This is a genomic window from Methylocystis sp. MJC1 (genome assembly GCF_026427715.1).
Lineage (GTDB): Bacteria > Pseudomonadota > Alphaproteobacteria > Rhizobiales > Beijerinckiaceae > Methylocystis.
In genome coordinates this window covers 450,950-476,642 of record NZ_CP107558.1, presented here as the reverse complement: position 1 = coordinate 476,642, position 25,693 = coordinate 450,950, and the positions used below count along the sequence as shown (strand labels likewise).

Genomic DNA, 25,693 nt, shown 5'->3' with positions numbered 1-25,693 from the left:
AAGCCTCCAACCTTCACCAATGACCCGCCACGTCCGGCGAGCGGCTGGGCGAGTTCGTGGTCGTCACGCGCGCCGCCTGCATTCATTTAGAGAATAATAATCGTCGAAAGACGCGACGCTGTCGTCTGGCGTCGGTCATTGCGCCGGCGCCCTCCTTACATCCGCTCGAACCTCCCAAACGCCACCTTCTCGCTTCGACAAAAGGCGACGGCCGAGGGCAACGGGCATGAATTGCGGACATATCCATGTCCTTTCAAAATGCTCTTCGCGAACAGATTGCGCGTCAATCCAGAGACCTCGTACGCTTCCTCACTCGCAGAGTCGGCGCTGACGATGCGCCGGATCTTGCGCAGGAAGCCGTGCTCCGCGTTCTGCGCCACGCCGAACACGGCGACGTGACCAACCCGACGTCGCTACTACACGCAACGGCTGCAAATCTGGCCAAAGATCTGGCGCGACGCCGGAGAACGGAAAGCAAATATTTCGTGGCCGGCCTGACCATCGACGAACTCGCCGAGCCGACCGCCCTCCCGGTCACCCGCCTCGAAGCCGAACAATCGGTTACGCGGCTATTTGACGCCCTCGACACATTGACGCCCCGGCGCCGGGAAGTCTTCATGATGCGCAGGTTCGAAAATCTCCATCAGGAGGAGATCGCGCGTCGGCTTGGCATATCGCGCAATATGGTCGAGAAACATCTGCGCGCGGCCTTCAAGGAGCTCAAGCAGGCGCTGGAATAGGAAAGTTAGAAACGGCTCATGGCTGAGCACAACTCCGACGATCTCGACGCTTCGGAACGCCTAGACGCGGCCATCCGGTGGTGGGTCCGCATCGATGGCGGCGACCTGTCCCCTTCGGAGCTCGCGGCGTTCCGAGCATGGCTCGCCAATGATCCGCGAAACGAGGCCGCTTTCGAGGAGGCCTGCGATTTCTGGAGCTCCTGGCAAGCGCTGCCCAGGCGCGCGGTGCAGGCTTACGTCGCCTCCCGGTCTCCCGAACGCCAGCGAAAGCGATTTTGGCTGGCCGGCGCGATGGCGACTGCGGCCAGCCTCTTTCTCTTCTTCGACGAGCTGTGGATTTGGCGGCGGGCCGATTTCCGCACCGATGTCGGCGAGCTCAAAACCGTCACGCTGCCGGACGGGTCTCGCGCGCATATGAACGCCGCCTCGGCATTGGCGCTGGACTACGCCGGCGATCAGCGACGCGTGATATTGATGCGGGGCGAAGCTTGGTTCCAAGTCGAGAAAGATCCGAGCCGCCCCTTCACCGTCGAGGCCGCCGGCGGGACCATCACGGCGCGCGGAACCGCCTTCGACGTCGCCATCAATAAAGCGCGCATCGAGGTCACCGCGACAGAAAACATCGTGGAAGTGACGGCCGAGGGATCATCGGTCCTCGTCAGCCCAGGACGCCAGACCGCCTATGGGCCCGGCCTGCCAGCCATTCCCCCATATGAGGTGGACCCGGAGAGCGTAACCTCCTGGCGACGCGGCAAACTCATCTTCAAGGACAAACCGCTCGGCGAGGTCATCACGGCGCTCGGCCGCTTCCGCCACGGTCTTATCTTCATCGCCGGCTCGGACATCAGAGACCGAAGAGTGACCGGCGTCTTCCGGATGAATGAACCGCTCGACGTTCTCCGCGCCATCGAAAACAGATTGGGCGTCAGATCGACGCGCCTCTCGGATTATCTGATCCTTCTCCACTCGTGACAAATATATCACAGGGGATGAATTCTCCGCTTCTTTCTATCCTGTTTTCTGATCCTCCGCGTCTTGGGTGTGGGCAAACGCCCCCACCGCTAGAACGAGGAGGCCACAATAATGGCGGGAAGAAAAAAACACATTGTCGACAGAGGAAACTCCACGGCGGCGGCAACGGCAATCGGCCTGTTTCTCGCCGGCTCGTCCGCCCTCGGCATCGATAGTTCGCCGGCTAAAGCGCATGTCTCTGCGCAGGCCTATTCGATCCCTGCCGGGTCGGTCGCCGATGCGCTCAACTCGCTGGCGGACGAAAGCGGCGCGCAACTCCTTTATGACGCCGCGCTCACGCGCCACCTGAGAACCGCCGGCGTCTCCGGCAAACGCACGCTCGACGGCGCATTGCGCGAGTTGCTGATCGGCACGGGACTGAAATATGAAATCGATCAGGGCGGCCGATCGGTTTCTATCGTGCTCGCCGAAGCAGACACAGGAAGGCGCAGCGACGCAAGTGGCGCACACGCGCACCCCCTGCCCCCGATCGAAATCGGCGCCGCGCGCCGGGCGCGCACCACAGCCGCCCGTCCGACGACGGTCGTTGCGGCGCCGCATCCGCCCGCGCCGGCGGTGCGCAGCATCAGCCAGCCGGCCGGCGTCTCGACGGTCATCGACGACGTCGTCGCGCAAAGCGCGACGACGAATGACACGGCGAGTCTGCTTCGCGATGTGCCGGGCGCATTTGTCTACAATGCTGGCGGCGTCTCCAGCCTGCCGGTCCTCGACGGGCTCGCCGACGACCGCTTGCATGTCACCGTCGCCGGCATGCCCATTCTGGCCGCTTGCGCCAACCACATGAACCCGCCGCTTTCCTACATCGACCCCTCCAATATAGGGAAAATCCAGGTCTATCCGGGCGTCGTCCCAGTCAGCGTCGGCGGCGACAGCGTCGGCGGAACCATTCGCGTCGATCCGCGGCCGCCCCTATACGCGGCTCCCGGCCAGCAGGTGCTCGTCACGGGCGAAGTCGGCGCTTTCTATCGCAGCAACGGGAACGCTTTGGGCGGTCATCTCTCGGCGACCGCTGCGACCGACACTTTCAGCGTGACCTACAACGGCTCCTACGCACAGTCGCAGAATTATAAGGCCGCCGCGGATTTCCATCCCGCATGGTCGGCCTTTCTGACGCCTCCGTCGACCTTCCCGATCACCCGGCTCGGCGCCTACACGCCCTGGCTGACCGGCAATGAGGTTGGCGGCAGCGCCTACCAGACCCAGAACCACGACATCGGCTTCGCATGGCGGCACGAAAACCATCAGCTGCGATTCAATCTCGGCTTCCAGCATATTCCATATCAATGGTACCCCAACCAGCGCATGGATATGACGGAAAACCGCAGCATCCAGGGCAATCTTCGCTACGACGGCCAATATGAGTGGGGCCTGCTCGACGCACAGGTCTATCACCAGACCGTCCGCCACATCATGGACTTCGGCGAGGACAAGCAGTTCTTCTATGGAACCGTGAACACCGTCGTTGCGCCCGGCATGCCGATGGACACCAAGGCGCAAAATACGGGCGCGAAAATCAACGCCAGCATCAACGTGACGGACCGGGATATTCTGCGCGTCGGCGGAGAATATCAACAGTACCGCTACAATGAATGGTGGCCGCCGTCCCCCGCGGTTCTCCCGCGCGGCTTCACAGTGGGCGGCATGGCACCTGATACTTTCATAAACATCAATAACGGGCAGAGAGACCGTTTCGACGTCTATGCGGAGCTGGAATCGCACTGGAACCGACAATGGACGACCCAGTTCGGCTTTCGCAGCGACACCGTCCTCATGAGCGCCGGGCCGGTGCACGGCTACAATAGCTCCGGCTATGACGCCAAGCCGATATTCCCCGCCACCCGTTTCAATCTCGCCGACCGGTCCCGCACCGATCAGAACTGGAACGCAACGGCGCAAGCTACCTACACGCCGAGCGCAACGCAAACTTATTCGCTCGGTTATTCATTAAAGAGCCGCTCGCCGAATCTCTTCGAACGCTACACTTGGTCGAATGGCCTGATGGCGATGGAAATGATCGGGTGGTTCGGCGACGGAAACTTCTATATCGGCAATCTGAACCTGAAGCCGGAAGTCGCCAACACGATCAGCGCGACGGCGGATTGGCATGACGCCAACGGGAGCATGAACCTGACGTTCACTCCTTATTTCACCTACATCTCGAATTACATCGACGTTCAAAGATGCCCGTTCTCGGTGTGCGGAACCTCGCCGATGAACAACCCGTACAACACCTACGGATTTACGTCTCTTCAGTTCGTGAATCAAAACGCCCGCATCTTCGGCGCTGATCTTTCCGGCCGCGCCGTGCTGGCGAAAGACACGCCGCTCGGCGACTTCACGGCGAAAGGCATCCTCGCTTACGTCAATGGCCAGAACATCACGACCGGCGGCAATCTGTACCAAATGATGCCGGTCAATGCGAAACTGTCGCTCGAACAAAAAATGGGCGGCTGGACGAATGCGATCGAAGGGCAATTCGTCGGCGCAAAGAAAAACATCGAGCAGGTCCGGAACGAATTGAAGACCGGGGCCTATGCGTTGTTCAATTTGCGCTCGAGCTATGAATGGGGAAAGCTCCGCGTCGATGTCGGCATCGATAATCTATTCAATACGTTCTATTATTTGCCGCTCGGCGGAGCCTATATCGGCGCCGGCGCGACGATGTCGGGGCCTTTGCCGATCGCGCCGCCCTGGGGCATCGCCGTCCCGGGGATGGGGCGGTCATTTTATGTGGCGACGAATTTGAAGTTCTGACCACTACGAACGTCTCGTGAGAGAGAGCCCGGCGCACAAGCGCCGGGCTCTCTCCAAATTCAAATCATACCATTTCCGTTTGAATAGCTCGCGTGGGCATTGTCATTCCCGGCGGGCTGAAAGCCCGACCGGAATCCAGAGCTGCAAAAGCGCCGGTTTTGCTCTGGATTCCCGATCGCTCGCTTTGCGCGCGTCGGGAATGACACCGAACCAATCAAGCGGATCTCGTATCAGTTATGCTGGCGCCTGCGCCAAATCTCACGCAACAGCCCCGGAACCGGCTCGAAGGTAAATTGCACCTCATGCCGCCCTTCCGGAATCGCCACCGCGCGGAACAGCACATTGGCGCGCAGAATCTCTGCAGCCTCGCCGTCGAGCGTCGCGAACCACCAAGGGTGCCAGACGTCGTTGAGGATGAGCCAGCCGCCGCCGGGCGGGGCGTTCGCCTCGATGACGACTTTTGTGTTGCTATAGGTGACAATTTGCGCCCGCGCGGCGTCAGGCGGCAGGCCTTTGCGCGTGTGGCAGAGCGGCGGCTCCTCAAGCAGCACCGTCTCGCGATAATCAGCCTCCGGCCATTCGCCGGTTTCGACCATGCGCGCGAAATCGACATGCATGGCGCAGGTCACGACCATGACGCGCGGATAGGCGCTTTTGTTCTCGTAGATATAGACCTTGCCGATCTGCGTCAGCTCGTCGAGATCGCCGGGTTTGTAATGCTTGTCGATTTCCTCGATCGGCACGCCCGTTGCGACATAACGCAGGCCCAGCATGTCGGAGAGCGGCGAGCGATAGGCGGGATAGAGCTTGGAGAACTCCCGCTGCTCGGGCAGCGCCACATGGTCGCCGGCGCCGGTCGCATCTTCGAATATTTTGAGCCGGATCGGATTATATCCGAGATCGTGGTCGTACCCGTGGACGAGCGAAGCGTTGGGCCAATGGAAGTCGATCGCCGCGAGCTCGACGCGGTCACGCCGATCGGGCGCGGCGTTGTCTTTCAGCTTCTCTTTGAGGAACGCGATCACCGGATCTTTCGAATTGGCGCGCAGCACATCGAATTGCTCCGGAGGCAGAGCGGTCGATTCATTGGGGCCGTTGCCGACGGCAAGATCGGCCGTCGCGAGCGCTGCAACAGCGGCGAGAAGGGCAAAGCCGCGCAGCCGCCCGGCGCCCGTGGCGATGACCAACGCCGCCGCGCCCGCCACGAAAGCGGCGCTGACGGCGAGCGGCGCGAGGGCTTGCGCGAAATGCTCCCTTTTCGCCGCATAAGCGATGGCGAGTGCGAAAAGCCCCACGAGGACGCCGATGAGCAAAGCCGGGCGCGGCGTCGCCACGCGACGCTCGATGAGCGTGAAAGCGTAGCCGGCAAGAAGCGCGAAGGCGAAGCCGAAAAGGAAGGTGGCGTCGGACGGCCGGCGCCAGAGATCGACGCCGGGGATATGGTAGAAAAACGCAAAGGCGGGGGTGTAGCGGCCGAGCGCATAGAGAGCGAAAAAAAGAAGAGCGCCGGCGAAGAAGCGCACTTCCCTTTCCGCAAAGAAGCCACGACCCAGCGTAGCTAGCGCGGCGACGAGGGGGATCGCGCCCGCATAGACGTTGGTCATATTGCGGGCGAGGAAGAGATCCGGCTCGCCGACCGGCGGCCCCCAGAAAGCCGCGAGCGGTCCATCCGTCCCAAACATATTGGCGGAAAGAAGCGTGAAAAAGGACGCGGGCGGCAGCGACCCCTTATAGGCGCCGTCGAGATCGATTTCAGGCCGGTTGGAATTGGCGGCGAGCTCCAGTGTGAAAGCGAGCGGCACGGCGATGATCGCCGCGCCAACGGCGGCTCCAGCGAGAAGCGGCGCAATAGCGGAAGCGATGGGGGCGTCGTCAATCACAACCCGGTAAAGCGCATAGGCCGCCAGCACCAACACGCTCAGATAGGCGACCTGATCGCGCCCGAGCACCATAAAGGCCGCGACGGCGCCGGCCGCCGCGCCATAGGCCGCCGAGCGACGGTCGAGCGCGCGGGCAAGCAGCCACAGCGTCACCGGCAGCCATGAGAGGCTCATGATCTGGCCCGTGTGCTGGATGCGCCAGGCCGCCGAGCCGCCGAAAGCAAAAGCCAGCGCCGCAATCAGAGCGCCCGCCGCGCTCCAGCGCCGATCGCGGAAATAGGCCATCAGCGCGAGGCCGCCCATCGCCAGCATGCCGAAAACGATCCCGTCTTCCAGCACGAAGGAAGGCTCCGGGACGAGCGCGGCCACAAGGAGAAAAAAGGGCACGAAAATCAGCGATTGAGGATCGGCGATCTGCGGCATGCCGGCGAAGACATTCGGTGTCCAGAACGGCGATTGCCCGGAATGAAGCGCATGCGCGAGAAAAACGAATTGCGGCTGGAAATGCGCCTTCGCGTCCCACGGAATGGTGACGTGGCCCGAAAGCCAGGGAAAGGCGAGAGCCAGCGCACTGGCGAGAAAGAGAAGCGCGGCGAGGCCATAGGGCTCGCGGGTTCCACCTTGTTCGATTTTCTGTTGAGGCGCAGCTGTCGTCATGCTCGGCTTATTAGCCGCCTTAGCGCCATGACGCAAAATGGCGCACCGCGCGAGAAATAAACCCATTGCTGGCGCCATGTTTGCGACGGAGTGGCCGGGGAAACCACGGATGGATTGCGGTCGATATGGATATTTTTCGCGAAGTGGAGGGCGTCGATTTCGGAACCCTGCCGGGGCCGGTAGACACCTTGTTGCAGCAGGGCGTCGTCGCCTATCGCAGCGACAAAGAGCGCGCAGATCGCTTATTCAGACAAGCGCTGGACCTCGCGCCGGAAGCGCTCGCCGCCTATTTCTGCCTGTATAAAATCCACACTTACATGGGCAATCTCGAAACGGCCAAGGCGGCGGCGCTCGACGGCATGCACGAGGCGGCGCGCCAGGCCGGCTGGTCCGACGATCCAAACTTCTGGCCAGCGGGCCAATCGCATACGGATGGTCCAGCGCGCTTTGCGCTCTTCACGCTGAAGGCGCTGAGCTTCATCGAGCTGAAACGCGGCGACCGCGCTGCGACGGACGCGCTGCTGAAGATTCTTTCGACCGTCGATCCGGCAGGGAGCGTCGGCTGGCCGGTCATCGCCGCGCTTGCGGAAGGCGCCGTCTAGCGCGCGCGATTGTCGCAAAAGCGACGGGCGCAGCGAGACGCTTTCGCCTATATGATGGTCGGCTCCCCGCAACCATCAGACAAAGGCCATTCGCTTGCACGCCCCGTCGATCCGCGCTGAGGCGGCCTCGCGCGATACGCTTTCGGCCCCGCTGCTGCGCGTCGTAAACTTGCGCAAATCCTACGCGACGCCGCAGGGCTCATTGCCCGTCTTGCAAGGCGTCGACCTATCGCTCGCAGCGGGCGAGACGCTCGCGCTCATGGGCGAGTCGGGAAGCGGCAAGAGCACGCTGCTGCATCTGATCGGCGCGCTCGACGACGCCGACGGCGGCGAAATCATCCTCGATGGCGTCCATATTACAAGGCTGTCGGAAAATGCGCGGGCGGCGCTGCGCCGGGAGACGGTCGGCGTCGTCTTTCAACAGTTCAATCTCATCGCGAGCCTCACCGTCGCCGAAAATCTGGCCTTTCAGGCGCGGCTCGCCGGGCGCCTCGATCCCCACTGGCAGGCGCGACTGACGCGCCGCCTCGGCCTCGACGATCTTGTCTCGCGCTATCCCGAGCAGCTTTCGGGCGGACAGCAGCAGCGCGTCGCTGTCGGCCGGGCGCTGGCCGCGCGACCAAAGCTCCTGCTGGCCGACGAACCGACCGGCAATCTCGACGAGGCGGCCGGCGACGCCGTAATGGCGCTGACGCTGGAGCTCGTCGCGGAGACAGGCTGCGCTTTCCTGATGGTCACGCATAGCGCCCGTCTCGCCGCGCTTTTATCGCGCCGGGAAAGGCTCGTCGCCGGAGCGCTCGCGCCATCATGAGGCAGACGGTCTTCGCTCTCGCGGCTTTGCTCAGCCATTGGCGGCGCCACCCCGCCAATCTCGCCATGCTGGTCCTCGGGCTCGCCATCGCCACCGCTTTATGGAGCGGCGTGCAGGCGCTCAACGCCCAGGCCCGCATGAGCTATGACAGCGCGGCGGCCGTTTTCATCGGCGGCGGCGCACAAAATATCGTTTCCGCGCGTGGGGGGCTGTTTCCCCAGTCGCTCTTCGTGACGCTGCGGCGCGCCGGTTTGAAGGTTTCGCCCGCGCTCGAGGGAACGGCGCGGATCGGCCAGAGGAACATCCGGCTCATCGGCATAGAACCCGTCACGTTGCCCACAGCGACGACGCTCGCGCCTTTGCGTGAGAACAAGGAAGCCCGGAATATTCTTACCGGCGTCGGACGCAGCTTTGCCGCGTCCCAAACCTTGCGCGATCTGCACATCGAGGAAGGTGCAAGGATCGTCACGGAGCGCGGCTTTACGCTGCCGCCTGTCTACGCCATCGACGCCGCCCCGCCCGGGGCCGTCATCGTGGACATCGGCGTCGCGCAAAAGGCGCTCGACAAGTCTTTGCGCCTTTCGCGGCTCATTCTGCCGCCTCAGGCGCGGCTCGATACGACGCAGCTGACAGCAATCGCGGGCGACTCTTTGCGGCTCGTCGAGCCGGACGAAGAGAGCGACCTCTCACGCCTGACCGACAGCTTCCATCTCAATCTCACCGCCTTCGGTCTGCTCGCTTTTCTCGTTGGTTTCTTCATCGTCAACGCCTCCTTCGGGCTGGCGTTCGAGCAGCGCCTGCCCATGGTGCGCACGCTGCGCGCGCTCGGCGTCTCGATGCGCGTGCTGGTGGCCGCGCTATTTTGCGAGCTCGCGGCCTTCACGCTCGTCGCCGGAGGCCTCGGCGTCATTGGCGGTTATCTCATCGCGGCCGCGCTGCTGCCGGATGTCGCCGCAAGTCTCGAAGGGCTTTATGGCGCGCAGCTTCCAGGGCGGCTGGCCCTAGACGCGCGCTGGTGGCTTTCGGGTCTTGGCATGGCCAGCGCGGGCGCACTGCTGGCGGCTGGAAGCGGCCTGTCGAAAACTCTGCGCCTGCCGGTTCTCTCAGTAGCGCGCCCTGTCGCGTGGCGCGAAGCGCATCATCGCTATCTGCGCCGGCAGGCCGCGCTTGCCGCTTTCGCGCTCGTCGCCGCGACGCTTGCCTATTCTTTTGCAGAAGGGCTGGCGATGGGTTTCGCGGTTGTCGCGCTCGCCGTGCTTGCCGCGGCCCTCCTCCTGCCTGTGGCGCTTGCGGGCATGCTGCATCTCGGCGAAAGCCTTGCCGAGCGCCCGCTTACGCGCTGGTTCTTCGCGGATGGTCGGCAGGAGCTCGGCGGCCTGTCGCTCGCTTTGACAGCGCTGCTTCTTGCGCTCGCCACCAATATCGGCGTCGGCGGCATGGTCGAAGGCTTCCGCCAGACCTTCACGAGCTGGCTCGACCAGCGGCTTGTCGCGGAGGTTTATTTCGAAGCGGCGACGCCGGCGGACGCGCGCGAGATCGAAGCCTGGGCGAAGGAGCAGCCGGAGATTGCCGCCATTCTGCCTGTCTGGCGCACGAAGACGCGCATCTCAGACTGGCCCGTCGAAATCATCGGCTTGGCGCCGCATGAGACCTATTCCGCGCATTTCACCCTTCTCGACGGCGGCGCGCACGCCTGGCGCGCGCTGCACGAAGAAGACGCCGTGCTCATCAGCGAACAGCTGGCGCGGCGCCTGAAAATCGGCCTCGGCGCCATGCTGGACATTCCGACGCCGCATGAATCGTGGCGTGCGAAGGTCGTCGGCATTTTCCCCGACTATGGCAATCCAAGAGGGCAGTTGCGCCTCGATCACGCGAGGCTTGTCGCGCATTTCTCCGACGCTTCGGGCGTGCATTATTCGCTGCGCGTGGCGCAGGGCAATGTCGCGCCCTTGATTGGGAAGATGCAGAGTCGCTTTGGCCCGAAGCTCGCGCGTCTGATCGATAATGCAGGGATCAAGAAGATCTCGACGGATATTTTCGAGCGCACCTTCACCGTCACCACGGCGCTCAACACACTCACCCTCATCGTCGCAGCCATCGCGCTCTTTGCGAGCCTGCTGACGCTCAGCAATCTACGACTCGCGCATATCGCGCCGGTCTGGGCGATTGGCGTCACGCGCCGGCGGCTCGCGGGGCTCGAGCTGTTGCGCATGTTGCTGTTTGCGTCGGGCGCCGCGCTGATCGCCATTCCGCTCGGCCTCTTCATGACCTGGAGCCTCGTCGCCATCATCAATGTCGCCGCCTTTGGCTGGCGCTTGCCGATGCACGTCTTTCCGTTGCAGTGGGGCGAAGTCTTTCTCGTCGCGCTCCTCACCGCGCTTTTTGCGGCGACGATTCCCGCCCTGCGTCTCGCGCGCAGCGCGCCCGTCGATCTTTTGAAGGTCTTCGCCAATGAACGGTAAGCTTCTGGCGCTTCTCTTGGCCTTCTTTCCCGCCCCCGCAATGGCGCAAAGCTATGGCGGGCTCGGCGACGAGGCGCCGGGCTTCGATATGCCGAAGCGCGGAGCGCCCATCGTCTTTCCGAAAGACCATGGCGCGCATCCGCGCTTTCGCACGGAATGGTGGTATCTCACCGCCAATCTGCACGGTGCCGATGGCGCCGCCTATGGCATGCAATGGACGCTCTTTCGCTTCGGCCTCGAACCGCCACGCCAACAGAGCGACGGCTGGGCCGACCGCAATGTCTGGATGGCCCATGCCGCCGCCACCAGCGCGAGTGAGCATCTTTTCGCCGAGACCAGATCACGCGGCGGCATCGGAACGGCGGGCGTCGAGGCCGACCCATTCAAGGCCTACATCGACGACTGGTCTCTCGAGGCGCGTGACGCGAGCTTCGACAAGGCGCGCGTCAGGGCGCAGGGACCCGAGTTTTCCTATTCGCTCGATCTCACGCGCGGCGGCCCTTTTGTGCTGCAAGGCGACGCCGGTTTCAGCCAAAAAGCCGAAACGGGCCAAGCCTCCCATTATTACAGCCAGCCTTTCTTCTCGGTCGCCGGAACGCTGAAACTGCGTGGTCGCGACATTGCGGTGTCGGGGCGCGCCTGGATGGACCGGGAATGGAGCAGCCAGACGCTCGCGCCGGACCAGAAAGGCTGGGACTGGCTCTCGCTGCATCTCGCCAATGGCGACGCGCTTATGCTCTTCCGCTTTCGCGGCCTGCGAGATTATGTCTCGGGAAACTGGATCTCGGCGGACGGCGCGACAAGCTTGCTCTCGAGCGACGACATTTCTCTTGTGCCGCTCGCGCAGACGGCGATCGGCGCCCACAGCCTGCCAACGCGCTGGCGCGTGCAGGTGAAAAGCCGGAGGCTGGACATAGAGACCACGCCGCTCAACCCGAAAAGCTGGATGGGCGCGAGTTGGTCCTATTGGGAAGGGCCGATCTCATTCCAGGGCTCGCAGGCCGGCGAGGGCTATTTGGAAATGACCGGTTACTGAGTCTGACTTCGATCAGTTCGCCCTCGGCGGAATGGTCGAGGTAAAGCGATCAATCGTATCAAAAAACGACTCAGGGTCTCTATCGATCGACGCTGCTTTCATTCGCGCGAGCGTGTCTGCGCGACGGCGCGAGTCCTGGCCCGAGTAGTCGCGCACCGCTTGAAGCCAGCCCAAGCCGTCCAGCGGATGGAGATAATCGGGCGCGTCGCCGCCCAGCTCTCGAAAGACATCCAGATCGGAAGCGATGACCGGAACGCCCGCAGCCAACGCCTCGGCGACCGGAAGGCCAAAGCCCTCTCCAAAGGAAGGCATGAGCAACGCACGGGCGCCGGCCATGAGGCGACGCAGCCCGGGCGTCGAGAGGCCCCTGGCTTCGATGACGTTCGCGCGCAGAGAGGGGCAGCGCGTCATCATGTCCACGACATTCTCATTGAGCCAGCCGCGCTTGCCGACGACGATGAGCTTGGGCGCCGGGCCGCTTTTCGCGAGCTCACGCCAGACATTGAGCAGCAGCATATGATTCTTGCGCGGCTCGATCGTGCCGCAGACGATGAAATAATTCTGCCCCAGAAGCCCCTCGGGCGGCGCGGCGGGCCTTTTGAAAACCGATGAGACAGGCAAGGGCGCCACGCAGACCGGAATATCCGCGCGGCCGTTCTCGGCGGCGAAAGCCGTGAAGCGGTCTGCGACGGCGCGCGAGGCCGAGACCACCCCTGCAGCCAGCCGCGCAATATTGCGATTGCGGCGCGGATGCAGCGCAGCCTCGACAGGGCGAAAGAATTCGGGGTGATCGACGGGGAGCAAATCATGGATAAACGCCACCGGCTTCACGTCCGGGCGCGACTCCAGCCACCGCACATACCACTGTCGGTCGAGTAGAAACTGGGTGGCGTTGAAATAGGCGGCGTCGTTGGGAACCTCGTTGAGCGGCCGCCCTAGATGCAACGCCCAGTCGCGTAAGGCGCGCCAGTTGCGGGACACCCGCTCGAAGCCCGGCCTGCGATCGTGGCGAATCACATTCGTCCCCGCGCCCGGCTCGCGCGCCAGCGCCGCGACCACGGAATGGTAGACAGCGTCATCATCGGCGTCCGCCGCCTCGCGCCAATAGGCTTCGACCGCGTCGATGGTCTCGAGCGCTTTTTTCGTATCGGAGAGACGCGGTCCCAACGCTGTGCAAACCAGCGGCGTTGCGCCATTGCCGAGAAAATGGCGGGCTAGCGCGAAATCGACGCGATCGATCCCATTGGGCGACGGATTGAGCGCGCGCGTCACGAGCCGGGTCACGTCATAGACGGTTCGCGGCGCTGCGGCGGCGCGTGTCAGCGGCACGTCAGAGCGCCCGTGCGGCATTTCCATGCCTCCAGCACGTCATTCGCTTCGCGAACCGCCCGCTGGGTCTCTTTCTCCAGACACTCGCGATATCTGAAGACCGTTTTGATAAAGGCCTGTACTTCCGCGTCGCAGGCGTCATTGGCGACAGGCGCGTCTATGCAGGGTGGCCGCAAAGGCGGCGCACAAAAATTAAACCCGCTCGGCGCCTCCCCTGCGGCGCAAGGGTCCGCCAAGGCGAGAAAAACGGGGAAAATCTGCGCGGCGGTCGCGAGCGACCGCCTCATGCGCTCTTCCGACCAGAACGCCGTGAAGCCCCGCGGAACCAAGCGACGGCGTCCTCAACCGCGTGCTGCACCGGTCGGGTTGTATAACCAAGCTCGCGGCGGGCTTTCTGATCGTCGAAAAACATGCGTGTCTGGGACATCTTCAGGCTATCGCAATGGAGAAAAGGCTCATACCCCAACAGGCGCGCGCCCCATTCATTGGCATAGGCCAGCGGCATCAGAGGCGCCGCGGGCAGCTTGAATTGCGGGCCGCGCCGACCGGTGACCCGGGAAATTTCCGTCAATAGGTCCCGCAAAGTCAAGTTTTCGCCGCCCAGGATATAACGCTCGCCGATTTGGCCCCGCTCCATGGCGGCGAGGTGGCCAGCGGCGACGTCGTCCACATGCGCGATATTGAGACCCGTCTCGACATAAGCGGGCATGGCCCCGCGCACGGCCTCCGACACGATTCGGCCCGTCGGCGTGGGTTTGACGTCGCCCGGCCCCAGCGGGGCCGAGGGGCAGACGATAATAGCCGGCAGCCCCTCTTTCTCGACCATCCGCTCGACGAGGCGCTCCGAAAGGATTTTGCTTTGCTTATAAGCGCCGATGGCCTTTTCTGGCGAAAGCCGGTCTTTCTCGGTGCAGACGCAGCCATTGGCCGCGGCAAGCGTTGCGACGCTGCTCGTATGGACGATTCGCTCGACGCCCGAGCGAATCGCTTCGCGCATCACAAGCTCGGCGCCTCTGACATTGACCCTGAACACCGGCTCGGGATCCGGCGCCCAAATCCGATAATCAGCCGCCAGGTGGAAAACGCGGCTGACGCCGCGCATCGCGGCGCGGACGCTTTCCTCGTCGGTGACGTCGCCCTCGAATACCTCGCAGGCATCTGGGATATTGTCGCGGATACTCGAGTTCCGCGCGAGGGCTCTTACCGGAAAACCCTTTGAAATCAAGAGCCGGACGACCGCGCCCCCGATGAAGCCACTCGCGCCCGTGACCAGCACAAGACTATTATTGGACATGATTCCCCAGCGCCAAAGCAATGTTGCAGCCGAATGGCGCGTTAAAACACCACAGCCTCTGCGTCGTTGTATTTTATAAATAAGGCTTGGGGTTTACGAGCGTCGCAGTAAAAAAAGAGAATGCGAAAAAGACAGCATTGATCGAAAGATCAATAACCGTCCCTAGCGCGCATCTCAAATGCTTGTTTACTGGGCGGTCTGATCAGCCAGATCGACCTTCTGGATGTCGAATAACGGCTCCTGCCGAAGGGCGGCGACAGACGACGCTTTCTGAGCGGCGCGCTCCTCTTTCTGCAAGCGGCTCAAGTCGCTGCGGACAATCCAGATGAAGCCGCAGAACGTGCAAGCCGAGAGAAAGCCGATGATGACGTCGAGCCCGACGAAAGAATAAATCCGACCGGTGGAAACAACAGGTCCGACCCAAGCGGCAACGAGCGCCCAAACGGCGACGAGGATACGGAATTCCGTCGCCCCCATCCCGCCATAGGACAAGCGGTGGACGCTCTCCGTGACAACCCGCAGATAGGTGTAAGAGCTGATCAGAAGGTAGAGCGACAGAACCAGGAGAGCCGACGGTATCGTGAAAAACGGGGAGAAACCGAGGCCGACGACGATCAGCGTCTGGGCGATCAGATCGGCGGAATGATCGATAAAATACCCATAATGGGGGCGCTCGATCTGCCGGTAGCGGGCAAGCGTCCCATCGAGCGAATCACCAAACCAGTTGAGAGCGAGCCCTGCAACGACGGCGACGAGGAACCAGTTCGACCACCAGCACGCGATAAAGCCCGCCGAGGTCAAAACCGCCCCCACCAAACCGATAGACGTCAAATGGTCCGGCGTCATCGAACGGGGCAAGCGGCGAACCAGCGCCGCAAGCGCCGCACGCTCGGCCCTGGAGAGCAAGCTGTCATTTATCCTAATGTTGGCCACGGCTCCCTCCTGGAACTAGGTGTCGCAATGAGCCGCCGCCGCACCCATGTCGCTCGTTGAAAAGATGCATAATCCCGAATGTAAGACGCCTCCACGGAGCGTCATGGAATCTGTCGCTCATGATATTGGCCCTCACAAGTAGTCAAGGTCAAGAATAGATTCGCCTACCTTGGCCTTTGTCCTACAAAACCACCAGTTTATCAATGCCCGATACGGCTGACCGCCATTCCTTGGACTGCCGGCTGCGCCACCATCTGAATGAGCTGCACGACCTTCCCGATCTCAGCCAAAGGCGCGTTCGAGATGTAGATGATGTCCTTGTCGCGGACCGCGAACCGGCGCGCCGCGAAGAGCGCGGTCGGGTCCTTCATGTTCAGATGATAGGCGACGGGGATTTGCGGCTGCCGCAGCAACTCGGGAGAAACGTTCGGGAACTCGCGGACGAGCGTTGTCGGCTCATAGCGCAAAATAAAGAGACCGTCGGGATCAGCGCGATTGTCGTTCAAGCCGCCCGACTTGCCGATCGCCTCCTCGAGCGTAATGCCGCGCGCGTCGAAGGGGATCACGGCGTTCGCGCCAGCGGCGCCCGCGACAGTGAAAGTCTGCGGGCGACTTTCGACGGTCAAAATATCCCCAGGGCGCACATAGATATTCTCGCCGGGGTTCGCCAAAAGCGCCTGGAGCGGCGCGCGCGCCGTCCGATTGCCGCGCGTAACGCTGATGAAAGTCTCGTGGACGGGCGATCGATAGCCGCCGGCCTGGGCGACGACGTCGAGAATCCGGTCGCCCCGCAGATTGAGCGGAACGCGCGCGCCATTTGCGACCTCTCCCGTCACGGTGACCGTGTTGGTGACGTTCCGCGTGACATTCACCAGCGCCTGCGGCTCGATCGCCTTTCCGTGCAGGCGTTCGACGATGGCGGCCTCGACCTGCTGCTGCGTACGCCCAGCGACCTGGAGGCGCCCGGCATAAGGCACCGTCACGGAGCCATCATGCCCGACGATCTGCTCGGGAATGAGCGAGGAGCGGGAGCCAGGATTGACGCCGCCCGCGGACTCGCCCGCCGAGAAAAGCCCGCCGGAAGCCGCTTCCCACACAGTGATCTGAAGGGCGTCTCCGACGCCGATCACCTGCGAAGCGGAAGGACGATAATCGCCAAAAAAGCCACGCAGACTGGGCGGCGCTCGCCTTGCAAGGACGTCGAGCGTGTGCCGGTCGATCTCCACCCAGGCAAAAGACCCCTCGCCTTCCTGCGATGTCGCGGAGACGCCCTTGACCATCTCGTCGCGAGACGGCCCGCTGGCCGGCGTAATTCCACACGCGGTGAGCGCGCCACACAAAGCGACAAGAGAAAGACGCTTCAGAAGATCGAGACGAGTAGTTGTCAAAGTCGCTCCAACCGCGTCAGAGGCTCTCCATAGGAGAGAGAGCCGGAAACTAACAGAAAGGGTATCACCCAACCAAGAACCGCAGAGGTTTATTGATCTCGGCTCCTCGCGATTCCGCTCCAATGTGGCGCTTATGTCACATCTAATCATTAAGGTTTACTGACATTACGCGAAAGATCGCGTCGTAAGGTTGCGGCAAGCTTAATGCTTTCGCGCCGGCCCTATTCTTGTGGCAAAGATGCGATGACTTTATGGCGAAACGTTAGTCGTCACGCCCGGACGCCGCCGTCATTTTCCGGCTATCGAGGAAAAGCTTGGTGAGCAATCCGATAATTGCAAAACCTGCGAGCGACAAGACGGCGACGTCGATGGCGGGCTGCTTATCCCCAAGGCTCTGCGGCACGCCCAAGGAGACCGCGACGAAGGGCCAAAAAGCCAACAAAATCCGAAACTCCGTCACCCCGATACCGATATAGGCCATTTGCTCGACATGGCGCGTCGCAGCGCGGATATAGCCATAGACGGCGAAGAGCAGGTAGCAGACCACCACGGCGGTCGCGGCCCGAACGGACAAAAAGGGCGAAAAGCCATAGGCGATCAAAATCGAGAGGTGCGAAAAGATCTCCCCCAGGTGATGCGCCATGCCCTCGGCGGCGGCCTCCTGCTGGCGTTTCCGCGCGAGCGGCAGATCGACCGAGAGGCCGAACCAATTGATCGCCATCGCAAAAGGGACAAGCCACATCGCGTTCGGGAATTGGTTGCACGAAATCAAAGCGATCGAAGCAACGACGGCGCCGCACGCCCCCAAGCCCGAAAGCTGCATCGGCTCGACGCGGTCCGGCAGCGATTCGGCGATGTTGTCGATCATGCGGAGCTCCGCGCCCCGAAAGAAGCTTTGGGTGCGCTGCGCGGGATTCCCAAAAACCAATGTGAAGAAATCGATCATTCCCCACCGCCTCGGCCGCACCCTGAATCCCCCATAGATTATACTTCTTGAATTCGCAACGAGCCACAATCTAAGCAGGAGCGAATTGTCTCTCTGCGGGGCCTCCATCCGACGTCCCCGCCGCCCCGCAGCTAACGGGCCTTCGGGGCGCCAACCATATGAGCGACAAGAGGCGGCGCTAGATAGTTAAATTCTAGAAAGCTTCTCTCGGATTGGACCAAACGCGCTTTTCCTTCCCGACTTTCGAGGTTTCGCCATGTCCGATAGGGTTTTGGTTTCGCGCAGCGAGGGCGTTTTATGGCTCGCGTTCAACAGGCCCGAAAAAAAGAATGCGCTGGACCGGGAAACCTACCTGACGCTCATCCGTGCGCTCGACGACGCGCGCCGCGACGCAGCCGTCCGCGCGGTCGTTTTCTCGGGAACCGGCGCAGACTTCACCGCTGGGAATGACCTGAGCGATTTCCGCGACTTTATGGAAAAACCAGAGGACTTCCCGGCGCTTGCCTTCGTGCGGACGCTCGCCGCCTTTGAGAAGCCCATGGTCGCGGCCGTCACGGGCGACGCCATCGGCGTCGGCGCGACCATGCTTTTCCATTGCGACCTGGTTTATGCAAGCCGGCAAGCGCGGCTTCGCATGCCCTTTATCGATCTCGGCCTCGTGCCGGAGGCCGGGGCAAGCCTGCTTGTTCCCCTACGATTCGGTATGGCGAGAGCGTCTCAATATCTCCTTGCTGGAGAGGACTTCTCCGGCGAAGACGCGTTCCGGCTCGGCCTGGTCAATGCGCTGGTCGAACCAGAGGCTGTGCTCGAAACGGCGAAGGCGGCGGCAAAGAAGCTAGCGCAAAAGCCGCCCGCAGCTCTCCTCGCCGCGCGGCGGCTGATGCGCGGCGACCCGGCGGAAATTTTGGCGCGCATCGACGAAGAAGCCGCGCTTTTCGCGCAGGCGCTCGCCTCGCCTACCACGCGCGAAAGGCTGGCGGCCTTCTTCGCGCGCGGCCGATAGTCTGGTTTTAGCCTTCTATGTTCGCGTAATTGACGAGGCGGGAGGCGCGCAGCAGGATGACGCGCATCTTTTCCCCGGCGCGCGCGCAGGTCGCCTGAAGGCGCTCCATATCGGGCGGCGGTCCGTCGCGGAGCTGACGGCGCACGGCGGCGACACTCGCCAACGCAATGACGTCGAGCTCGGCGACAAAGGTCTCGAAACGACGCCGGAAGCTCGGGCTCAGCTCCTCATAGGCCGAGAGCGCCGAATGCCGGCCCGGAAGAGGCGATCGGCGGAAATACTCCTGGTAGCTGACGGGGCGCCATGCGCAGAGATCCTCGAGCAATTCCGGCATAAGCGGGATCTGCTCCAGAATCATCACTAGCTCATTGAACAGGTTGAGATAATCATTGGCGAGGCCGGAGACGGGGTTGACCAGCGTCTTCGACTGCAACTCCTCGACCGCCTTCGGGCGCGCTATGCTCGGCTCGATAAGTTGCAGGTTCAAGTTCATTCGGGTCTCGCCAATGCGCTCGATCCAAGCTTGAACGGAATGTGATAACAATTCCTTGCGCCGCCATGATCATTTGAGGCCAAGCTCGCGGCCGCTCGCCATGGCGCTTGGACCGGCAAGACTTGAGTAGGATGGGAAATGTGCGGACGTTATGCGCTCACCTCCGCGCCCGAGGCAATCAGGAAGCTGTTCGGCTATCCTGAAACGCCTAATTTTCCGCCACGTTACAATATCGCGCCAACGCAGCCGATCGCGATCGTCACAAGCGAGCGTCAAGACGGAAAGCCCACGCGGCGCTTCATGCTGGCGCGCTGGGGCTTCCTGCCGGGTTTCGCGAAAGACCCCAGCGATTTTCCGCTAATTTTCAACGCAAGATCCGAGACAGTTCTCGAAAGAGCGAGCTTTCGCGCCGCCATGAAGCGGCGGCGCTGTCTCGTCCCCGCGGACGCTTATTATGAATGGCTGAAGCTCGACGCAGCACGAAAAATAGCGCGCAAGCCCTACCTCTTCCGCCGGGCCGACGGGGCGCCGATGGGCATGGCCGGCCTTTGGGAGACCTATGCCGGCGCGGATGGCTCCGAGATCGACACGGCCTGCATTCTCACCACGGCTGCAAATGCGGCGACCATCGCCGTGCATGAGCGGATGCCGGCGGTTCTAGAATCAAAGGACTTCGCCGCCTGGCTGGACTGCGACGGCGTCAGCGCCGAAATGGCCGCGGCCCTGCTTAGGCCAGCGGCCGACGACGCCCTAGAATTTTTCGAGATCGCCCCGGCGGTCAACAAGGCGACCGAAGACGGGCCACATTTGCAGGAGCCGCTGGGCCGCACGCTTTTTGGCTGATCAAATCAGCTTGCCCGGATTGAGCACGCCCTTTGGATCGAGCGTCTTCTTCAAGGCGCGCATCAGATCGAGCGCGACAGAGTCCTTTACGCGGGCGAGAAGGTCGCGCTTCAATCGGCCGATTCCGTGCTCGGCGGATATGGACCCGCCATATTCATGCACGAGCCCATGGACGATGTCGTTCATTTCGTCCCAGCGCGCCAGAAAGGCCGCTTTATCGGCCCCGACAGGCTGCGAGACATTATAGTGAAGATTGCCGTCCCCCACATGGCCGAAGGGAACCGGCCGCGCGCCAGGGAATTGCGCAGCGATTCGCGCGCCGGCCTCAGCGATGAAGGCGGGGATGCGCTCGATGGGCACGGAGACATCGTGCTTGATCGAGCCGCCCTCGCGCTTTTGCGCCTCAGAAAGGCTCTCGCGCAGCCGCCAAAGGCTTTCGGCCTGGTCGAGCGACTGAGCGATCGTGGCGTCGTGGGCGAGCCCTACCTCCAGCGCCTGCGCAAGCGACAGCGCCGCTGTCCGTTCGGCCTCGCCCTCGGCAAAGCCGGCAATTTCGAGAAGCGCATACCAGGGATGAGGCACATCGAGCGGATCGCGCGCGTTGGGAATATGCCGCAAGACAAGCTCGAGCCCTACGCGGGGAATCAGCTCGAAAGCGTGCAAGCCCGGCCCGGCATGGCCTTTCATGAAGTTGAGCAGCGCCAACGCCTTGGCCGGATTGTCGAGGCCCAGAAACGCGACGGCGCGCGAGTGCGGGTGCGGGAAGAGCTTTAGCGTCGCTGCGGTGATGACGCCGAGCGTGCCTTCGGACCCTACGAAAAGCTGGGTGAGATTATAGCCGGTGTTATCCTTGCGCAGCTTGCCGAGCGTCGAGAGAATCCGCCCGTCGGCGAGCGCGACTTCGAGTCCGAGCACAAGGTCCCGCGCCGCGCCATAGGCGAGCACATGCACGCCGCCGGCATTGGTCGCAAGATTGCCGCCGATCGTGCAGCTTCCCTCGGACGCAAGCGATAATGGAAAATAACGGTCGACGGATTGCGCGATCTCCTGCGCCCGCGCAAGCGTCACGCCGGCTTCGAGCGTCATCGCGTCGGAGGACGGATCGACCTCGCGCACCCGATCCAATCTTTGCAGTGAAAGGACGATCTGCCGGCCGCTCATGTCCGGCGTCTGGCCGCCGACGAGACCTGTGTTGCCGCCTTGCGGAACAATCGCCACGCCGCGTTCGTTGGAGAGCGCCAGCACACGGGCGACTTCGCCAGCGTCTTTCGGTCTGACGACGCAAAGACCACGGCCATGGTAAAGGTCGCGCGGCTCGGACAGATAGGCGTCCATATCCGCCGCATCGGTTATCACGGCGGAAGCTCCGACGATCGCCTTCAGGCGATCGCAGAGATCGGGCGCGTCGAACCAATCACTCTGAGACAGAGAAGCGCCCTCGGGTTAAGCCGGGCCTTAGTAATAATTGCGGCGCCGGCGGGCCATAGCGTCCTTCTTGCGGGCGTAGACGTAAGCGCGCGCCGCGGCAGGCGCACTCGCGAGGACGACACTGCACAATGCTGCGGCGATCAGCGCATTCATCATGACCATCTCCTTCCAATTCCCGGAAATCACTCGATTTCCGTCTACACCCAGGAACATCAGCAAATCCTATGCCTGATTCTTTTCGTCGGCAACCGGCTCCGCTTCTGATCCTATCCAACGAGTCGTTTTCCCCGTTCCTTGAGACATTCTCGTCACAGGAACGTTACCTAAAAATTAAGGGTTTCACCCTAGAAGAGCCCGTTTTACCCGCTTCTGCCCATCTCCCCGCGAAAAAACCGCGACAGTTTCGACATGGGGCGCGTGGCGGAATTGATCAATGGGCGTCACGGGGGACAGTGAGTACCCGCCGTTGAGCAAAATTGCGGCGTCCCGCGCGAAACTTTGGGCGCCGCAGGATACGGCGACCACCGTTTTCACCGCCGATTTGGCAATTTCGCGCGCCTGCGCCTGGGCGCCCGCGCGCGGCGGATCGAAAACCACGACATCGAAGGGCGCGAGCTCCTGCACAGAAAGCGGGCGCTCGAAGAGGTCTCGCGCCGCGCCGTCGAGCGGCTTGAGCCCCTCCGAGTTGCGGGCGCTCGCGAACATGGCTTCCACAGCGTCTGCGGCGGAATCAAAGGCGGAGACCCGCGCGTTTTGCGCCAGGCGCAACGCAAAGGCGCCGACGCCGCAGAAGAGATCGGCGACGCGTTTGCCGCCCTTGGCCGCTGCCGTCACACGCGCGGCGATCGCTTCTTCGCCCGCTTCCGTCGCTTGAAGAAAGCATCCCGGCGGAACGGGAACGCGCAAGGGGCCGATTTGCACGACAGGCGGACGGCGGAGAGCCACCAGCCTGCCGTGGTTCGAGAGCCGCGCGAGGTCATGCGCCTCAGCCGCTTTGATGAGCGCGCTCGTCTCATGTTCCTCCAGCGGGCCGGGGCCGCGCAGATCGACATCCATGCCGTCGAGCGTCGACGTAAAGGAGAGATCGAGCGGCTTGCCGCGCGCGGCGAGGATTTGCGCAATCGTCCGCGCCGCCGGCAGCGCGCCCGCAAGCTCGGGAACGAGCAGCGGGCAGCTTTCGATCTCGACGATCTCATGCGAACGCGCCGCCATGAAGCCGACGCGCGCATGACCTTTCTCCATGCGCGCATGGAAGGTTACGCGCCGGCGCCCGGCGCCATGCGCATCGACAAGCGGCGCAACCTCGCAAGAAAGGCCCGCGTTGCGCAGCGCCGTCACGACGAGGCCGCGCTTCCATTCGGCATAGGCGGCGGGCGCCAAGGCCTGCACGGCGCAGCCGCCGCAATGGGCGTAATGCGGACAAAAGGGCGCAATGCGATCGGGCGACGGTTCGATTATGTCGACGAGCCGCGCATGATCGCCCTCGACCTCAGCGACCACTGTCTCGCCCGGCAGCGCATAGGGGATGAAAACGCGCGCATCGCCATCGAGGGCGACGCCCTCGCCGCGAAGGCCGAGACGTTCGATGTAAAGCTTTTTCATGGTCTGGCCGCGTGAATGAGGAATTCGCGATTGCCATCGCCGCCTTCGATGGGCGAGGCGACGACGCCAAGGACGCGCCAACCGAGCGTCTCGATCTCACGCCTCGCTTTGTCGCAGACCTCGGCGTGTATCTTCTCGTCGCGCACCACGCCTTTCTTCACCGCTGCGCGGCCTGCCTCGAATTGCGGCTTGATGAGCGCGACGAGCTCGCATTGACTCGCGGCGAGAGTGAGCACATTGGGCAGCAGCGCCGAAAGCGAGATGAAGCTGGCGTCCATGACAATCAAGGATGGCGCTTCGTGAAGCTGCGACAGCGTCAATGTGCGCGCGTCCTGACCTTCCATCGACGTGACGCGCGCGTCACTGCGCAGCTTCTCGTGCAGTTGATCATGCCCGACATCGACCGCCGCGACATGCCGTGCGCCGCGCGTCAGCAGCACGTCGGTAAAGCCGCCCGTCGAGGCGCCGACATCGAGACAATAGCGGTCTTGCGGATCGACGCCGAAGGCGTCGAGCGCATGGGCGAGCTTCACGCCGCCGCGCGACACCCAAGGGTAAGGCGCGGCGGCGCTGATCGTCGCGCCTTCCGCAATCGGCGCGGAGGGCTTGGCGACGACGCGCCCATCGACGGTCACGAGCCCGGCTTCGATCGCCTCGCGCGCCTTGGCGCGGCTTTCGAAATAGCCCCATTCGTGAAGCGCCGCATCGGCGCGTTTCGTTGCCATTATGGTGATCCGGTTTGTTGCTTCGTAGCCGAGCCCGTCATTGCGAGCGAAAAGATGCAATCCAGAACCGCTGTAGCTGCCCTGGATTGCTTCGTCGCTTCACTCCTCGCAATGACGGCTAGCATTGCTGCGTCACTCTCCCGTCTGCAGCAGCGTGCCGGCGCGGCGCGCGCTTTTCAGCAAACGGCCGAAGGCGAAGGCGGCGAGCGAGAACATCACGACGTCGATCGCCAAGCCCTGCGCCAGCAGATCCCAGCGAATGACATGCTCGATCAGCACGGCGCGCAATCCCTCGAAGACATAAGTCGGCGGCAGCATCCATGAGATCGGCTGCAACCAGAAAGGCAAGGTCGAGACCGGATAGTAGACCGCCCCGAGCGGTTGCACGAAAAACATCAGCGACCACACGAGATTTTCCGCGCCCAATCCGTATCGCAGCAAAATCCCCGACACCAAAAGCCCGATGCTCCAGGCGAAGAACATCAGCACAATGACGAAGGCGCCGAAAGCGACGCCGAGCGCCCAGAGATTGAAGCCGAAGAACAGGATCGCCATCAGCGTCACCGGCACGACGCCGACGAAGAGACGCAGGATGCTCATGAGAATGAGCGAGATGATGAATTCCGGCGGCCGCAGCGGGCTCATGAGAATATTGGGGAGATTGCGCGACCACATCTCCTCGATGAAAGAAAAGGAAAAGCCCTGCTGGCCTCGCAGCAGAATGTCCCAGAGCAGGATCGCGCCGATAAGCGTGCCCGCGGCCTGCGCCGCTCCGCCCGGCGCCTGAAGCGCGCCCGCCTTCACGAGATAGGATTGCAGAAAGCCCCAGGTGAGCATCTGCACCAACGGCCAATAGATGATGTCGAGCACGCGCGTATAAGAAGCGCGCAGCAGATAGCTGTAGCGCAGGAGCATGGCGCCGACGCGCTTGATCGAGAAAGCGTCGCGCATCACGCCGCCCCCGCGCGGCCGCGCGCGACGTCGAGAAACACTTCTTCGAGATTATCGCGGCCATAGCGCGCCAAAAGATTTGCGGGCGAGTCCTCGTCGAAGATGACGCCCTCCTTCAGCATCAGCACACGATCGCAGAGCCGCTCGACCTCGGTCATATTGTGCGAGGCAAGCAGGATGGCGCAATTATGCGTGGCGCGATGCGCCTCGAGCCGCGCGCGCACCCAGTCGGCCGTGTCGGGATCGAGCGAGGCGGTGGGCTCGTCGAGCAGCAGCAATTGCGGATCATTGATCAGCGCCTTGGCGATGGCGACGCGGGTCTTCTGGCCGGCCGAGAGGCGCCCCGTCTGGCGGTCAAGGAATTCGCGGAGCGCCAGGGCCTCGGCAAGCTCCTCGATCTTCGCGTCGACGTCGGGCACGTCATAAAGCAGGCCGAAGACGCGCAAATTCTGCCGCACGGTAAGACGATGCGGCAGATCGACGTAGGGGCTCTCGAAATTCATGCGGCCGAGCACTTGGTAGCGCTCGCGCAGCAGATCATGGCCGAAGATGCGGATCAAGCCGGCCGTGGGCTCGATCAGCCCCATGACCATGCCGATCGTCGTCGTCTTGCCGGCGCCATTGCCGCCAAGGAGCGCCGTGACCGAGCCCGGCGACAGCGAAAAATCGAGCGGCCCGACGACGCTACGCTCGCCGTAGGTCTTGCGGAGGCCGTGAACCGAAAGCGCCGGCTCGAGCGATGAGGGGGACATGGGGAGAGGTTATGGCCCGCCCGCGCGGCCCG

The 25,693-nt window shown here is 62.8% G+C and carries 23 protein-coding genes; 9 read left to right on the top strand and 14 right to left on the bottom strand.

Translation table 11 applies throughout. The features are described from left to right. Positions 1–245 precede the first annotated feature (245 nt). From OGR47_RS02340 to OGR47_RS02330, 3 genes are all read left to right on the top strand, one after another. Entirely contained in the window at positions 246–740 is a 495-nt protein-coding gene (locus OGR47_RS02340) for an RNA polymerase sigma factor (protein WP_165052426.1), read from the top strand. Positions 741–758: 18 nt separating this feature from the next. Then, positions 759–1,712 carry a FecR family protein gene (locus OGR47_RS02335; RefSeq protein WP_165052428.1) on the top strand — a complete coding sequence of 318 codons (954 nt, stop codon included), beginning with the start codon at positions 759–761 and terminating at the stop codon, positions 1,710–1,712. Between the two features lie 111 nt (positions 1,713–1,823). After that, on the top strand, positions 1,824–4,526 hold the full coding sequence (locus tag OGR47_RS02330) for a TonB-dependent receptor domain-containing protein (RefSeq protein WP_165052430.1): 2,703 nt from the start codon (positions 1,824–1,826) through the stop codon (positions 4,524–4,526). Between the two features lie 230 nt (positions 4,527–4,756). Here OGR47_RS02330 and OGR47_RS02325 read toward each other — a convergent pair whose 3' ends face one another. Continuing rightward, positions 4,757–7,063, bottom strand: coding sequence for a YfhO family protein (locus OGR47_RS02325; RefSeq protein ID WP_165052432.1), 2,307 nt, complete (start codon positions 7,061–7,063; stop codon positions 4,757–4,759). 125 nt (positions 7,064–7,188) lie between these two features. Between OGR47_RS02325 and OGR47_RS02320 the strand changes: the two genes are divergently transcribed. The 4 genes from OGR47_RS02320 (at position 7,189) to OGR47_RS02305 (ending at position 11,974) form a co-directional block, all read left to right on the top strand. Beyond that, positions 7,189–7,665 (top strand): tetratricopeptide repeat protein, encoded by a 477-nt coding sequence (locus OGR47_RS02320; protein WP_165052434.1) that lies wholly within the window; start codon positions 7,189–7,191, stop codon positions 7,663–7,665. 94 nt (positions 7,666–7,759) lie between these two features. Continuing rightward, on the top strand, positions 7,760–8,476 hold the full coding sequence (locus tag OGR47_RS02315) for an ABC transporter ATP-binding protein (RefSeq protein WP_246729700.1): 717 nt from the start codon (positions 7,760–7,762) through the stop codon (positions 8,474–8,476). Then, a complete protein-coding gene (locus OGR47_RS02310; protein ID WP_165052437.1) occupies positions 8,473–10,938 on the top strand; it encodes an ABC transporter permease in 2,466 nt (821 codons plus the stop codon). Before OGR47_RS02315 ends, OGR47_RS02310 begins: the two co-directional genes overlap by 4 nt. Then, complete coding sequence (locus OGR47_RS02305; protein WP_165052439.1) at positions 10,928–11,974, top strand: lipocalin-like domain-containing protein; 1,047 nt, start codon at positions 10,928–10,930, stop codon at positions 11,972–11,974. Before OGR47_RS02310 ends, OGR47_RS02305 begins: the two co-directional genes overlap by 11 nt. 12 nt (positions 11,975–11,986) lie before the next feature. Here OGR47_RS02305 and OGR47_RS02300 read toward each other — a convergent pair whose 3' ends face one another. The 6 genes from OGR47_RS02300 to OGR47_RS02275 all read right to left on the bottom strand — a co-directional run bounded on the left by OGR47_RS02300 (position 11,987) and on the right by OGR47_RS02275 (position 17,864). After that, positions 11,987–13,324 (bottom strand): glycosyltransferase family 4 protein, encoded by a 1,338-nt coding sequence (locus OGR47_RS02300; protein WP_165052441.1) that lies wholly within the window; start codon positions 13,322–13,324, stop codon positions 11,987–11,989. Then, positions 13,294–13,590 (bottom strand): hypothetical protein, encoded by a 297-nt coding sequence (locus OGR47_RS02295; protein ID WP_165052443.1) that lies wholly within the window; start codon positions 13,588–13,590, stop codon positions 13,294–13,296. Before OGR47_RS02295 ends, OGR47_RS02300 begins: the two co-directional genes overlap by 31 nt. Next, positions 13,587–14,597, bottom strand: coding sequence for a hopanoid-associated sugar epimerase (gene hpnA, locus OGR47_RS02290; RefSeq protein ID WP_206527448.1), 1,011 nt, complete (start codon positions 14,595–14,597; stop codon positions 13,587–13,589). Before hpnA ends, OGR47_RS02295 begins: the two co-directional genes overlap by 4 nt. A gap of 186 nt (positions 14,598–14,783) precedes the next feature. After that, positions 14,784–15,530, bottom strand: a complete 747-nt coding sequence (locus tag OGR47_RS02285) for a CDP-alcohol phosphatidyltransferase family protein (RefSeq protein ID WP_165052445.1) — start codon at positions 15,528–15,530, stop codon at positions 14,784–14,786. Positions 15,531–15,730: 200 nt separating this feature from the next. Beyond that, positions 15,731–16,918 carry a polysaccharide biosynthesis/export family protein gene (locus OGR47_RS02280; protein WP_246729701.1) on the bottom strand — a complete coding sequence of 396 codons (1,188 nt, stop codon included), beginning with the start codon at positions 16,916–16,918 and terminating at the stop codon, positions 15,731–15,733. Between the two features lie 262 nt (positions 16,919–17,180). After that, complete coding sequence (locus OGR47_RS02275; protein WP_165052448.1) at positions 17,181–17,864, bottom strand: hypothetical protein; 684 nt, start codon at positions 17,862–17,864, stop codon at positions 17,181–17,183. 256 nt (positions 17,865–18,120) lie between these two features. Here OGR47_RS02275 and OGR47_RS02270 point away from each other — a divergent pair, with 256 nt between their 5' ends. Beyond that, positions 18,121–18,867 carry an enoyl-CoA hydratase-related protein gene (locus tag OGR47_RS02270; RefSeq protein ID WP_165052450.1) on the top strand — a complete coding sequence of 249 codons (747 nt, stop codon included), beginning with the start codon at positions 18,121–18,123 and terminating at the stop codon, positions 18,865–18,867. Between the two features lie 7 nt (positions 18,868–18,874). Here the strand turns inward: OGR47_RS02270 and OGR47_RS02265 are convergent, their stop codons facing one another. After that, positions 18,875–19,360 (bottom strand): hypothetical protein, encoded by a 486-nt coding sequence (locus OGR47_RS02265; RefSeq protein ID WP_165052452.1) that lies wholly within the window; start codon positions 19,358–19,360, stop codon positions 18,875–18,877. 138 nt (positions 19,361–19,498) lie between these two features. Here OGR47_RS02265 and OGR47_RS02260 point away from each other — a divergent pair, with 138 nt between their 5' ends. After that, positions 19,499–20,203, top strand: coding sequence for an SOS response-associated peptidase (locus OGR47_RS02260; protein WP_165052454.1), 705 nt, complete (start codon positions 19,499–19,501; stop codon positions 20,201–20,203). Here the strand turns inward: OGR47_RS02260 and OGR47_RS02255 are convergent, their stop codons facing one another. The 6 genes from OGR47_RS02255 to OGR47_RS02230 form a co-directional block, all read right to left on the bottom strand. Then, the gene (locus OGR47_RS02255) at positions 20,204–21,556 is read right to left on the bottom strand and encodes an FAD-binding oxidoreductase (RefSeq protein WP_206527453.1); all 1,353 of its coding nucleotides are present in this window, start codon (positions 21,554–21,556) and stop codon (positions 20,204–20,206) included. Positions 21,557–21,658: 102 nt separating this feature from the next. Further along, positions 21,659–21,787, bottom strand: coding sequence for a hypothetical protein (locus OGR47_RS02250; RefSeq protein WP_255537318.1), 129 nt, complete (start codon positions 21,785–21,787; stop codon positions 21,659–21,661). A 183-nt stretch (positions 21,788–21,970) separates the two neighbouring features. Further along, a complete protein-coding gene (locus OGR47_RS02245; RefSeq protein WP_165052456.1) occupies positions 21,971–23,233 on the bottom strand; it encodes a class I SAM-dependent RNA methyltransferase in 1,263 nt (420 codons plus the stop codon). Continuing rightward, complete coding sequence (locus OGR47_RS02240) at positions 23,230–23,958, bottom strand: TlyA family RNA methyltransferase (protein ID WP_165052458.1); 729 nt, start codon at positions 23,956–23,958, stop codon at positions 23,230–23,232. The genes OGR47_RS02245 and OGR47_RS02240 overlap by 4 nt, the downstream gene beginning before the upstream one ends. Positions 23,959–24,090: 132 nt before the next feature. After that, positions 24,091–24,909 carry an ABC transporter permease gene (locus OGR47_RS02235; protein ID WP_165052460.1) on the bottom strand — a complete coding sequence of 273 codons (819 nt, stop codon included), beginning with the start codon at positions 24,907–24,909 and terminating at the stop codon, positions 24,091–24,093. Continuing rightward, positions 24,909–25,661 (bottom strand): ABC transporter ATP-binding protein, encoded by a 753-nt coding sequence (locus OGR47_RS02230; RefSeq protein WP_165052462.1) that lies wholly within the window; start codon positions 25,659–25,661, stop codon positions 24,909–24,911. The genes OGR47_RS02235 and OGR47_RS02230 overlap by 1 nt, the downstream gene beginning before the upstream one ends. Between the last annotated feature and the right edge of the window lie 32 nt (positions 25,662–25,693).

What these genes read in the sequence shown, in the direction of transcription:
- OGR47_RS02340 (WP_165052426.1), top strand. Translation starts at nt 246, where the DNA reads ATGTCCTTTCAAAATGCTCTTCGCGAACAGATTGCGCGTCAATCCAGA.
- OGR47_RS02335 (WP_165052428.1), top strand. Translation starts at nt 759, where the DNA reads ATGGCTGAGCACAACTCCGACGATCTCGACGCTTCGGAACGCCTAGAC.
- OGR47_RS02330 (WP_165052430.1), top strand. Translation starts at nt 1,824, where the DNA reads ATGGCGGGAAGAAAAAAACACATTGTCGACAGAGGAAACTCCACGGCG.
- OGR47_RS02325 (WP_165052432.1), bottom strand. Translation starts at nt 7,063, where the DNA reads ATGACGACAGCTGCGCCTCAACAGAAAATCGAACAAGGTGGAACCCGC.
- OGR47_RS02320 (WP_165052434.1), top strand. Translation starts at nt 7,189, where the DNA reads ATGGATATTTTTCGCGAAGTGGAGGGCGTCGATTTCGGAACCCTGCCG.
- OGR47_RS02310 (WP_165052437.1), top strand. Translation starts at nt 8,473, where the DNA reads ATGAGGCAGACGGTCTTCGCTCTCGCGGCTTTGCTCAGCCATTGGCGG.
- OGR47_RS02305 (WP_165052439.1), top strand. Translation starts at nt 10,928, where the DNA reads ATGAACGGTAAGCTTCTGGCGCTTCTCTTGGCCTTCTTTCCCGCCCCC.
- OGR47_RS02300 (WP_165052441.1), bottom strand. Translation starts at nt 13,324, where the DNA reads ATGCCGCACGGGCGCTCTGACGTGCCGCTGACACGCGCCGCCGCAGCG.
- OGR47_RS02295 (WP_165052443.1), bottom strand. Translation starts at nt 13,590, where the DNA reads ATGAGGCGGTCGCTCGCGACCGCCGCGCAGATTTTCCCCGTTTTTCTC.
- hpnA (WP_206527448.1), bottom strand. Translation starts at nt 14,597, where the DNA reads ATGTCCAATAATAGTCTTGTGCTGGTCACGGGCGCGAGTGGCTTCATC.
- OGR47_RS02275 (WP_165052448.1), bottom strand. Translation starts at nt 17,864, where the DNA reads ATGATCGATTTCTTCACATTGGTTTTTGGGAATCCCGCGCAGCGCACC.
- OGR47_RS02270 (WP_165052450.1), top strand. Translation starts at nt 18,121, where the DNA reads ATGTCCGATAGGGTTTTGGTTTCGCGCAGCGAGGGCGTTTTATGGCTC.
- OGR47_RS02265 (WP_165052452.1), bottom strand. Translation starts at nt 19,360, where the DNA reads ATGAACTTGAACCTGCAACTTATCGAGCCGAGCATAGCGCGCCCGAAG.
- OGR47_RS02260 (WP_165052454.1), top strand. Translation starts at nt 19,499, where the DNA reads ATGTGCGGACGTTATGCGCTCACCTCCGCGCCCGAGGCAATCAGGAAG.
- OGR47_RS02250 (WP_255537318.1), bottom strand. Translation starts at nt 21,787, where the DNA reads ATGATGAATGCGCTGATCGCCGCAGCATTGTGCAGTGTCGTCCTCGCG.
- OGR47_RS02245 (WP_165052456.1), bottom strand. Translation starts at nt 23,233, where the DNA reads ATGAAAAAGCTTTACATCGAACGTCTCGGCCTTCGCGGCGAGGGCGTC.
- OGR47_RS02240 (WP_165052458.1), bottom strand. Translation starts at nt 23,958, where the DNA reads ATGGCAACGAAACGCGCCGATGCGGCGCTTCACGAATGGGGCTATTTC.
- OGR47_RS02235 (WP_165052460.1), bottom strand. Translation starts at nt 24,909, where the DNA reads ATGCGCGACGCTTTCTCGATCAAGCGCGTCGGCGCCATGCTCCTGCGC.
- OGR47_RS02230 (WP_165052462.1), bottom strand. Translation starts at nt 25,661, where the DNA reads ATGTCCCCCTCATCGCTCGAGCCGGCGCTTTCGGTTCACGGCCTCCGC.